The organism is Methanobacterium sp., from assembly GCA_012838205.1.
GTDB lineage: Archaea > Methanobacteriota > Methanobacteria > Methanobacteriales > Methanobacteriaceae > Methanobacterium.
Window position 1 is genome coordinate 1 of record DUPR01000064.1, and the last position, 9696, is coordinate 9696.

Here is a 9696-nt window from a genome sequence, read left to right on the forward strand (position 1 = left end):
GGGTTGTGGGTTGCTGATTTGTCTCTGGCCCCCAAATCTCAGGGTTTGCCAACAATTCTTTTAACAGCAGCCCTTGCATTAAGGGTTAGTCGTCAAATAGGATATTAAAGAAAAGCGGGTAGAGTTTTTCTAAAATAAACTAATAACTACCTAAACATCTTTTTCAGCCTTTAATTTATCTAATTTGGCTTTGGCTTTGCGGAAATTGCTTAGATAATTATCTTCCTCAGTTAGTGGAATGAGTTCCAGTCCTAATTTACTCTGTTCTTCAATCCAGTCTTCAGTGAATACCGGAACTTCTAATTTTATTGGTTCCTCTGTGGGGTTTACCACGATAACATTCCTGTAAGGAAACTCGGTTTCAACAATATAACCCCCTAAACTCATTATATGTAGGGGTCGTATCACAATTTTCATTTGATCACCATCATATCTACTACTTTTTTTTAAAATCCATTAAAGTAGAGCTGCTACTATTGCCAGAACACCCACTATAGATACACCGGCAACTGTAGGGTAAAACTGTTTGTAAGTGAATATTGGGGAAAATGCACTCATTGCCGCCATGAACATTGGGAAGAGGAGAGCCACAACCAATGTGATTATGAAATTGGGGTTTAATATGTTAGGGGCTATTCCCAAAAATAGGGTGGCAAATAATGTGGCCAGTGTGAACATGAGGAATCCTCGGGTGATGTAGACGTATGCCCGGTATTTTGCAGCGTATTCTAGGTAAGGTCCTTCCACAACATCGGGTTTGCCCTTCAAGATGGCGAATGGGTACTCGTTGAGGAGGATCATGTATCCGATGAAAAATACGATTGCTCCCATAACTCCGGCTAATGTGAATAGTATGGGCCCGTTGGTCTGCTGGTAGGCTACGATATCCTTTAGATAAATACTGCCAGTCATGGCAACTACCACGAAAAGTGCAATGTATATTGGAAATGATCCAAAAGCAATGAGTCTGAATGCCCGGAGACTGCTTAATTCCTCGAAAAATGTTCGGGGAGTGTTGGGATGTTCTGCTCCTTTTACTATATCGGGGAATGGCATACGTACTGAGAGTACGGATTTAGACAGACTACCCATGAACATATACATTATTTCTTCAACTTTCAGTAATCCTATGACTGCAATGATGCTGGTCAGTGCTCCTAAAAAGTACATCTGAGGAATTAACAGCAACAGAAGGATTATGATTATGATTAAACTGATTAAGGGAAGGGCATTGTACAATTTAGGCATTGGAGATTCTGGATTTATAGTTTGTTTAAAGAAGAATTTGATTGGTGCCATGATCCCTGGACTGGTAATTGGTGGACCTACTCTTTGTTGGATCCGGGCGTGGATGAATTTTCTTTCAATCCCTGGCAAGAAGAGGCTCACTATGAAAGATGTTGCCAAGGTTCCGAGTACTGCTATTAAAGGATATGTAAGTTCCATGGTTTATTCTCCTCATCTCTTGATAATTTGAATTGCCCGATCAGTACATGTGAAACAAGGGTCGCACTGAACTATACAAAGTTGAGCATCTGTAATATGATGACCAATTGCAGAATACTGCATAGCTCCAATATTGGCCATGGAAGGAGTCCGGATAACGCAGTTTCTTACTCTACCATCTTCTAGGGCATAAGAATGGTAAAGTGTTCCACGTGGTACTTCAATATAACTTTTGGTTATGGGCGTGTCTTGCATTTCCCAACTCCTGTTTGTTATTGGACCGTCGGGTAAGTTTCGGATTGCTTGTTGAATGATTTTTATTGATTCGAAGTTTTCGAAAACCCTGGTCAGTAGTTGAGATTTCACATCTCCATCATCTTCAGTGATTACATCAAATTCAAATGGATCATACTCGTACATTCCAGTTCTTAGGTCTTTTTCAACACCGGTAGCCCTCAATGTGGGTCCGGAACATGCCAATCTTAGGGCATCCTCGGGGCTGGTTACACCGACTCCGGTGATTCTGCTCATAACCATAGGGTCAGATACAAATCGATTAGCAAAGTTGTTCAGTTTCTCTTCTAATAGATCCATTCCTTCAGTTAGTTTCTGGATCCGCATTTCATCAAGTTCACAACGTGGTCTAACTCCTCCTAGCACGGCTGAACCATATTGAACACGGTTCCCCCCTATCATTCGCAATAATTCCATTACTGTTTCTCTGATGTAAAATAGACGCATTGAAAATGTTTCATGACCTAATACTTCAGATCCATGGGCTAAATAGAGAATATGACTATGTAACCTCTCTAGTTCACCCATTATAACCCTTATGTAAACTGCTCGTTCTGGTACTTCTATTCCCAGTGCTATTTCTCCCACTCGGCATGAGTTCCAGATGTGGCTGTTAGAACATATCCCACATATTTTTTCAGTGAGACTGTTGGCTTTTTCAACTGGTAAGCCTTCCATGATCCGCTCTACTCCCCTGTGGTTGACTCCCACAGTCATCTCTGCATCGCGGACGATCTCATCTTCCACGAAGAGTCTTAGCCGGTATGGTTCAAGGGCTCCAGGGTGAACTGTTCCCATGGGAACTTCTGCCTCTATTACCGTCCGGTTTTCTTTATCATCGTCCATTATGTTACACCTTCATGAGTTTTATTATAAATTCGTGATATTGATTTTATTCTTTTAGATATTTCAGTCGGCATTCAATAGGAGAGGTAATGCCGATACTAACCCTGCTACAATGTCTTGTGGCCTTACAGCACAACCTGGAACTTTAGCATCAACTGGTATGATTTGATCCACAGGTCCTGAGATTTCTTCTGAGGGTATGTCACCATGACAGTTCTTATAAACTCCACCCATCAGGGCACAAGCCCCTGCAGCCACAACAGCTTTAGGTTCAGGTATGGCTTTGTAAATTTCGCGTAGTGGCTGTTCATTGTATTTGGTAACCGGCCCAGTGACAACTAAGACATCTGCTTCTCGTGGGTTCCATGTTAGAAATACTTTGTACTGTTCAGCGTCAAATTTTGGGGAGAGTATACAGTTTACTATCTCTATATCGCAGCCGTTGCATCCTCCTGTGTACACTAACATAACATGTACTGCTCGACCACGAGAATATGATTTTAGGCTCATATGATTCCTCTTCAATATTTTTGTATAGTTTTGATTAAAATGTTCATTCAGAGATTTTTCCTAATCTTTTCTTTTCCTTATAATGGTATTATCTGCTAAAAATTGGGATATATATGCGATTTTATCTTCAGATATCTTTACAGGCTTTTCCATCAACTCTGATATGTCTAAATCAATTTCACCAACATCATTGGGATGTATGGTTCCTGCTTCTCCAAACAACGCATATATGGGGCAGAAATCATGACAATAATAACATGTTACACATTTTTCACTGTGAAGTACGGGTAACTGGGTTTTTACCAAGCCTTCCATTAGTTCAACTGGTTCATCTAGGTCTACCATTTCTATGGCTTCAGTGGGGCATACATTCTTACATCCTCCACATCCAATACAGGAAACCTTGGCCACTTTTTCAGTAGGTGTTACCCTCCCTTCTAGGATCATGTTCCTGACTTCCATGTCTGTAACCCGGTCACTGGCGAATAATATCCTTTTTAGATTGGTGTAAGCACCTTCCAGGAATATAAGGACTAAATTTTTCATGGTTCCACCTCAAATTCCCTTTCAAATAGTATGGCCTTGGCAGGGCAAGCATTACGGCATGCACCACAATAGATGCACTTAGCATCATCCACCACCATCTTCCCGTCATCATCCTCTTTGATGGCTTCTTCTGGACATATTTTGGCGCATAGTTTGCAGTTCATGCACAGTTTGTCTTGCACAAAGGTGAATCCTTCCTTAATTGCTTTCTTGTGCATGGTTGTGGTTGGAATGGCATTGGTAGGACAGTGGATTGCACATTTTTCACATAGGACACACTTCTTAGTATCAACTTCTATAGTGCCTCTATGAAGGGTGATGGCCTCTTTGGGACAAACTTCTGCACATATTCCACAGGAAATACAGTCTTCTGAGACAGATCCATCCCAGGTGACTTTTTTAATGCTTCGGGCTTCGTTAACATCACATGCCTTGACACACTTTCCACATGAAACACAGAATCCTTTAATTCTTCTTTCTGGTTCGTCAGATAATCTGAGGGTTCCCACTGGACAGGCTTCAATACAGGGAGTAGTTTCACATTCCTCACATAAAGTGGGATCATATCGTAAGTGGCCGTCGATCATTTGAAGTGCACCCTTTTCACAAGCTTCAGCACAAAGGCCGCAGTTTAGGCATGATACTATTTTTCCTTCTATTTTTTCCCAAATATCCAGTTTATTGATCTTTACCTGGAAATCATCCACAAATATGGCTTGGTTAGGACATTCTTTCATGCATTTAAGACATAATGTACATTTTTCCGGATCTATTGTGCAGTTTTCTATGGCACCAACAGGGCATACATCTTCACAGACTCGGCATTCTGTGCATTTACCTGGAGGTTCTACATCAACAATTATAGCCCCTGTGGGACAGTAGTATTCGCAACGTCGGCAAAGGGTGCATTTATCATTGTCAGTGACTAGGCTGATTCTTTCGGCAGTTTCATCCACCTTCTTTGAGCGGATAGGTGGTTGAATTGTCAAGTTCAATGATTCCAGGAATTTGAGTTGTCGGTCTTCAATGAGGTCGTATGCATCTACTCGTGCTTTTTCAGGACATGCCGGGACACATATGCCACATCGAGCACATATTCCTTTCACTACACCATCTTCGATTGTGATGTTGTTTACAGGACAGGTAAGCTCGCAAACACCGCAGGCATTGCACTTTGCCCTGTCAACCACATATCCTCCATATTTGTTGCGTGAAATGGCCCGGTTGGGGCATGCTTCTGCGCAGGCACCGCAAGTTATGCAACTGAATGCTTTACCTTCAACCATGCGAATAGCACCTGTAGGGCATTCTTTGATGCATTCTCCACTGCCTTTGCATTTTTTGGTTGTTAAAAACATGAGTTTTACCTTCCAACTTATTTTTTAGTTATTTAGTGAATGGATGAGTGATTTCCCACCAATAATTTTGATTACTCCTTTTACAGATTATGTTTAATTAGGTTAATTCTGTGTTTTTTGAGGGATTTTTTCCCTTCCCAATATTAATTTGCCCAAAATGATTCCAATTGCCGCAGCTAGAAAACCATTAGCTAATGGAATATCCTTATAGTAAGGGAATGGGCCCAGTAAATAAGCAATTATAAAGGCAACTATGATGAAAATTAGATACACTGAGGCGTTAAATTTGAGTCCGCTCTCGGAATTTATCCTAATTCTGGTTCCCAGGATGAATCCAAGTAAGAATCCAAAGATTAGTGGCCCATAATATATTATCATTATTCGATCTCCTCTATTGGTTCATCAACAGCTTCTTCACCATATTCCCTGAAAGCCAGGAATGCGTATACTATTGCAGATAACCCTACCATGACCTTTAATCCAACCACGAAGTTTAGGTAGGGCACTATTCCCGCGTTTGTGGGGTCGGAATAGTTGAATATGGCTTGTATTGGTGCAGGTACAATGTGGTAAAGGTCAACTCCAAGGTTGTATAGGAAGAATCCTGAAAATAAAAGACCAGCTAGACCCAGGAAAACATATGCTAATGCCCCGATACTTTCTATAGCTGAAAGAAAATCGTGAGAAAGGTTAAAGGGACTTTCTTTGAGACCATATACGATTAAACAAAATATGAGTCCTGCTGCAATCATAGCTCCACCCTGAAATCCTCCTCCAGGAGTTATGTGTCCACCTAGAATGGTCAATACACCAAGACACATGACCACCATGGCTGCTGGAAACACAAATATTTTGAGTATGGTACTCATTTTATTTACCTCCTAATTGGGCTCTTCCACGCCCAAATACCAGTAAGACAGCAATAACAGCCGTTACCAATATGAGGGCTTCTCCAAGGGTGTCATATCCCCTCCAATCAAATACTACTACGGTTACCATATTGGGAGCTATGTTAGTGCCGACATAGTTATACAAGTAGCTTATACCTGGGTAGATGAGCTGTTTAAATTGATATGTTGATTGGAAGATGGTTACTGTGAATATAACCATTGCAAATCCCATGATAATATTTCTTATCCCTTCAGACATTTAAATTCCCCCAGTAAAACAGGGTGATTACTATTGCTAGTGCTATTACCATATAAAACATCATAAATGCCAGTGAATCGTTCTGTTCCTTTTTGAATTTTGGCATGAGTGGCATTGCTGTTAAAACTGTGAACAAAACCACCAATACCGCCACAATCATCAATACCTTGTTCACCAGCCGGAGCATTACTAGAGCCACCAGTATTGATGAAATTAGAGTTATTTCTGCAGTTAACATCGAGGAAGTCGATATGTTTGTCACTGGACTTTCATCTCCAACTCCTTGAATGTTCTTTATTTTTTTCACTATTAGGTCGTAGAGGTTCATAATATACCTCCTGCTAAGCTATTTGCCAATGGTTGCAGATAGCTGGTTGCAACTTGTGGGAACAAACCAAATATTAGACATACACCCAACAATACCAGCATGGCTATAATGGTTGCTTTTGGTATTTTTTCATGTTTTATTACTAGTTCATCAGGCATTGGTCGAAGGTAAACTGCATGGAAGGCCTTCATAAATGTCATGAATGTCACTATACTTAGGAGTATCATTATAACCCCTAACTCTGGAAGACCTGCCTTTATTGATCCCTGGATTAGCATTAGTTTACTCTGGAAAGCGTTTAGAAGAGGAACTCCTGCCATTGCAAATCCTCCTAAAAGCACCAGTAATGCTACCAGCGGGTTTTTAACCATCATTCCGCCCAGTTTACGAGTGTCACTGATTCCAGTTTGATATAATACTACACCAAATCCTAGGAATAAAAGTGCAGTTATCATTGCTTCGTTTACTGCTTGGAAAAGTCCTGCTGTTATCCCATAAGCAGTGCTCAGGCCTAGCCCTATTCCTATGTATCCCAGTTCTCCCACTGCTAAAAATCCGATCATTCGTTTAAGATCAGTTTGGAGTATGGCCATGGTAATGCCTAAAATCATTGCTAATAGTGATACTCCTAGGATAACCCATTGTGAGAAGGGCAAGTATGAAAATATTCTAAGGATAATAATTCCCATTGCAACGAATATAAAAACCGAAAAGGCTTGTATTAATGCAGCTCCACTGGGGAGGGCTTTACTGTATATGGCTGATTTTATAGTGTGGAATGGTGGTAGTCCAGATCCATACAGCCATCCGAATACAATTAAAGCACACGCCATTAGTATAACTGGATTCTGAGGGTCTACTAAGCCGTTTTTTAGTGAATAGATTATATCAGTAATATTTACATTTCCAGTTACTCCTAAAAGAAGTGCTATTCCTAATAAGAGTAACGGTGCTGCTATACTCCCAATTATCATGTATTTCAGGGCTGTTTCATAGTTCCCTTTTACATTAGATACCAAAACTATTCCTACAGTAGCTAAAGCTGCTATCTCAAAGAAAACATATAAGTTGAATATGTCATCTGTTAATATTACAGCAGTTACTGCTGCAACTCCCATAAACATCATATAGGCGTATACTCCCGACGGGCGGCGAGTTTCAAATAGCGAGACAAAAATTGCTAAAAGGGCCACTAACCCTAAAATAAACACAAATAACTGCTGTGCACTTTGGAATGAATAGGTTATAGCCGGGTGGAATGTGTTTAAAGCAGTTCCGGTTATGGTTGAAGGTAAATTATTGGCCAATGTTGGATTTTCTACTAATGGAACGTAACCACCAAAGAAATGTAAACCATAGTTAGCCAGTAAAGGCAATGCTGGTAAGGTTAAAGCCAACAGAATTGTTACAACCTTAATAGTCCGATCCTTTTTATGGAGTAAGTTTAAAAACAAAGCACATAATATCGGAACAATAACCATTAATGCTATTAGGAAGTTCAAACTATGACCTCCTTATTATCATTACAATCTCCGATTTGGATTTCCAATCCTGAAAGGAGGTTTATAATTTGTTTAGAATTGAACCAGAACATTTGACTACTCTCCCAGAATCTTGGATGCACTGAGGGATCCACGTTTTTTATAAAGTACTATTATAATTCCCAGCATCACTGCCATAGTACTGGCACCAATAACAATGCTGGTTAATACTAGAGCAAAAGGAAGGGGATAAGCAGAATTTTGTGCAAACCAGTCTGCTGCCATTCCTGGTAAGTATATGTAGACTATTCCACCTGCTTTGTATCCCATTGAGATCAAAAACAGGTTAACACCATCTCCAATGAAAGCTAGTCCAATGACCTTTTTGATTAAATTATCAAGGAAAACTGAAGCAAAAATTCCAATAACAACCAGTGCCACAGCTGTGAACAGTGAAGCTAATTGAACATCCATTATCATCTTTATTCCTCCACCCTGCGCGTTTTATAGACTGCCAAGGCAAAAAACACTGGAATAATAGCTGATCCTACAATAGCCTGGGTTAGGGCCACGTCCGGAGCCAGAAGGTACTGGTATAGGAAAGCTATGGAAGCTCCTGGAACTCCAGTTAGAATAGCTGCTTTTAGGAGATCTCTCTGCATTAGAGCTAGGACTGCTCCTAAAATTGTGATTATCATCAGTATGTATTCAATCATTGTTTATCCTCCCCATAGTAGAACCCATTGGCTATGGCGTGAGATGCAAAAGGAACCAGTATGAAGTAAGCTCCTGCTAGCAGTGGTTCTCCCAGAACCAGAAGGGCCAGAATGCAAGCAGCATCCGCCACCCCCAAAATATGTATTCTAGCATACAACACCCGTTCAAGGTCATCTTTAAATCTTAATATGCCTAAAGCTGCTAAAAGCACCAGAACAGCTGATGTTAGGAGTAAAACCGCTTTTATAATGGTAAAAATATCGTCCATTAAATATTCCCCCTTAAAACCCTGGCAAAGGCTATAGTTCCCACTGGCCCCAGAAGTACAAGGGCTAATGCTATATCTCTGCAGAAAGCTATTTGATAGAGGTTATTTACTAATATAAGAATTGTGGCCACTGCAATACTTAAACCTGCCAAACCAACCAAGCCCATTCCAATGGTTTTCCGGGTGGCTATGCGCACTGACGCAAGGGCATAAATGGCTAAAGCAGCCAGTAAAATATATTCAGATAATGTTAATATGTTCATTTTAACATCCTCATTCTAACATGCCTTTAATATAAGATTCAAATGGAATTATATCCTCTTTTTCTTTTGGAACGATTGTGGCAACCTTTATAACTTGATTTTCAGAGTCAAGATCTATGGAGAGTGTGCCCGGTGTAAGAGTGATACTGTTGGCCAAAACAGTCTGTGAAACTGGTCTTTTAAGAACTGTAGGTATTTCCACAATTATCGGGTCAACATTACCATTAACAGTTCGAATAGCAACATCTATGGTGGCCTTGATTATTTCCCATATTAATACAATAAAATAGGCGATTCCGTAGAATATTCTCGTTATAAACATGTTAAATTAGCCCCTTAATCTTTAATATCAATGCATCATCAACAGCTAACATTGCGAATAATAAATCCCGAATTTATATCTTTTGTTCCAATTATGGGATTCGTCTTGGTCATGTACTTACCATGCTAAATTACAATTCATCATTATAAAACATGATATATAAAGATA

The 9696-nt window shown here is 40.1% G+C and carries 16 protein-coding genes; all 16 read right to left on the bottom strand.

Annotation, left to right across the window (positions count from 1 at the left end):
• Positions 1 to 150: 150 nt before the first annotated feature.
• The gene (gene ehbP, locus GXZ72_09080) at positions 151 to 417 is read right to left on the bottom strand and encodes an energy-converting hydrogenase B subunit EhbP (protein ID HHT19696.1); all 267 of its coding nucleotides are present in this window, start codon (positions 415 to 417) and stop codon (positions 151 to 153) included.
• Between the two features lie 39 nt (positions 418 to 456).
• Positions 457 to 1446 (bottom strand): NADH-quinone oxidoreductase subunit M, encoded by a 990-nt coding sequence (locus tag GXZ72_09085; protein HHT19697.1) that lies wholly within the window; start codon positions 1444 to 1446, stop codon positions 457 to 459.
• 12 nt (positions 1447 to 1458) lie between these two features.
• Positions 1459 to 2586 (bottom strand): hypothetical protein, encoded by a 1128-nt coding sequence (locus GXZ72_09090; protein ID HHT19698.1) that lies wholly within the window; start codon positions 2584 to 2586, stop codon positions 1459 to 1461.
• 63 nt (positions 2587 to 2649) lie between these two features.
• Positions 2650 to 3096 (bottom strand): NADH-quinone oxidoreductase subunit B family protein, encoded by a 447-nt coding sequence (locus tag GXZ72_09095; protein HHT19699.1) that lies wholly within the window; start codon positions 3094 to 3096, stop codon positions 2650 to 2652.
• A gap of 60 nt (positions 3097 to 3156) precedes the next feature.
• On the bottom strand, positions 3157 to 3642 hold the full coding sequence (locus tag GXZ72_09100; protein HHT19700.1) for a 4Fe-4S dicluster domain-containing protein: 486 nt from the start codon (positions 3640 to 3642) through the stop codon (positions 3157 to 3159).
• Positions 3639 to 5000 carry a 4Fe-4S binding protein gene (locus tag GXZ72_09105; GenBank protein HHT19701.1) on the bottom strand — a complete coding sequence of 454 codons (1362 nt, stop codon included), beginning with the start codon at positions 4998 to 5000 and terminating at the stop codon, positions 3639 to 3641. Before GXZ72_09105 ends, GXZ72_09100 begins: the two co-directional genes overlap by 4 nt.
• A 102-nt stretch (positions 5001 to 5102) precedes the next feature.
• Entirely contained in the window at positions 5103 to 5378 is a 276-nt protein-coding gene (locus GXZ72_09110; GenBank protein ID HHT19702.1) for an energy-converting hydrogenase B subunit J, read from the bottom strand.
• Positions 5378 to 5869, bottom strand: coding sequence for a cation:proton antiporter (locus GXZ72_09115; GenBank protein HHT19703.1), 492 nt, complete (start codon positions 5867 to 5869; stop codon positions 5378 to 5380). Before GXZ72_09115 ends, GXZ72_09110 begins: the two co-directional genes overlap by 1 nt.
• Position 5870: 1 nt before the next feature.
• Entirely contained in the window at positions 5871 to 6149 is a 279-nt protein-coding gene (locus tag GXZ72_09120; protein HHT19704.1) for an EhbH, read from the bottom strand.
• Positions 6142 to 6477, bottom strand: coding sequence for an energy-converting hydrogenase B subunit G, EhbG (locus GXZ72_09125; protein ID HHT19705.1), 336 nt, complete (start codon positions 6475 to 6477; stop codon positions 6142 to 6144). Before GXZ72_09125 ends, GXZ72_09120 begins: the two co-directional genes overlap by 8 nt.
• Positions 6474 to 7979 (bottom strand): energy conserving hydrogenase EhbF, encoded by a 1506-nt coding sequence (gene ehbF, locus GXZ72_09130; GenBank protein ID HHT19706.1) that lies wholly within the window; start codon positions 7977 to 7979, stop codon positions 6474 to 6476. The genes GXZ72_09125 and ehbF overlap by 4 nt, the downstream gene beginning before the upstream one ends.
• A gap of 96 nt (positions 7980 to 8075) precedes the next feature.
• Positions 8076 to 8438, bottom strand: coding sequence for a cation:proton antiporter subunit C (locus GXZ72_09135; protein ID HHT19707.1), 363 nt, complete (start codon positions 8436 to 8438; stop codon positions 8076 to 8078).
• Positions 8439 to 8440: 2 nt separating this feature from the next.
• Positions 8441 to 8674, bottom strand: coding sequence for a DUF4040 domain-containing protein (locus GXZ72_09140; GenBank protein ID HHT19708.1), 234 nt, complete (start codon positions 8672 to 8674; stop codon positions 8441 to 8443).
• Positions 8671 to 8943: a cation:proton antiporter gene (locus GXZ72_09145; protein ID HHT19709.1), complete on the bottom strand. Its 273-nt coding sequence runs from the start codon at positions 8941 to 8943 to the stop codon at positions 8671 to 8673. The genes GXZ72_09140 and GXZ72_09145 overlap by 4 nt, the downstream gene beginning before the upstream one ends.
• A complete protein-coding gene (locus GXZ72_09150; GenBank protein ID HHT19710.1) occupies positions 8943 to 9206 on the bottom strand; it encodes a hypothetical protein in 264 nt (87 codons plus the stop codon). Before GXZ72_09150 ends, GXZ72_09145 begins: the two co-directional genes overlap by 1 nt.
• Positions 9207 to 9216: 10 nt before the next feature.
• A complete protein-coding gene (locus GXZ72_09155) occupies positions 9217 to 9528 on the bottom strand; it encodes a monovalent cation/H+ antiporter subunit E (GenBank protein ID HHT19711.1) in 312 nt (103 codons plus the stop codon).
• Positions 9529 to 9696: the final 168 nt, after the last annotated feature.